The 1,041-nt window shown below is 55.2% G+C and carries 1 protein-coding gene; it reads left to right on the forward strand.

Features of this window, described 5'->3' with window-relative positions; genetic code table 11:
* The coding region (gene tuf / locus FHW66_RS20695; protein ID WP_183381716.1) for an elongation factor Tu at positions 1–1,038 on the forward strand (1,038 nt) is incomplete at its 5' end.
* Positions 1,039–1,041: the final 3 nt, after the last annotated feature.

The following is a 1,041-nucleotide window of genomic DNA, read 5'->3' on the forward strand; positions in this document are numbered from 1 at the left end:
CCAGAAGAAAAGGCACGCGGCATCACGATCAACACAGCACACGTTGAATACGAAACAGCCAACCGTCACTACGCTCACGTTGACTGCCCAGGCCACGCCGACTACGTCAAGAACATGATTACCGGTGCCGCGCAGATGGACGGCGCGATTCTGGTTTGCTCGGCAGCAGACGGCCCAATGCCACAAACGCGCGAACACATCCTGTTGTCGCGTCAGGTTGGCGTTCCTTACATCATCGTGTTCCTGAACAAGGCAGACATGGTGGATGACGAAGAGCTGCTGGAACTGGTTGAAATGGAAGTGCGTGAGCTGTTGTCGAAGTACGAATTCCCAGGCGACGATCTGCCAATCGTCAAGGGTTCGGCGAAGCTGGCGCTGGAAGGCGACACAGGTCCGCTGGGCGAACAAGCGATCATGGCACTGGCTGAAGCACTGGACACCTACATCCCAACACCAGAGCGCGCAGTTGACGGCACATTCCTGATGCCAGTTGAAGACGTGTTCTCGATCTCGGGTCGCGGTACCGTTGTGACCGGTCGTGTTGAGCGTGGTGTTGTCAAGGTCGGCGAAGAAATCGAAATCGTCGGTATCCGTGACACCCAAAAGACAACATGTACTGGCGTTGAAATGTTCCGTAAGCTGCTGGACCAAGGTCAAGCAGGCGACAACGTTGGCGTTCTGCTGCGCGGTACCAAGCGTGAAGACGTGGAGCGTGGTCAAGTGTTGGCCAAGCCAGGTTCGATCAAGCCACACAAGCACTTCACAGGCGAGATCTATGTTCTGTCGAAGGACGAAGGCGGCCGTCATACGCCATTCTTCAACAACTATCGTCCACAGTTCTACTTCCGTACAACGGACGTGACTGGTTCGATCGAGTTGCCGAAGGACAAGGAAATGGTTATGCCAGGCGACAACGTGTCGATCACAGTGATGTTGATCAACCCGATCGCGATGGAAGAAGGTCTGCGTTTCGCGATTCGTGAAGGCGGCCGTACTGTTGGTGCAGGCGTTGTTGCAAGCATCCTGCCTGACGCGTAATAA

The sequence above is a fragment of the Herbaspirillum sp. Sphag64 genome (genome assembly GCF_014192645.1).
GTDB lineage: Bacteria > Pseudomonadota > Gammaproteobacteria > Burkholderiales > Burkholderiaceae_D > Herbaspirillum.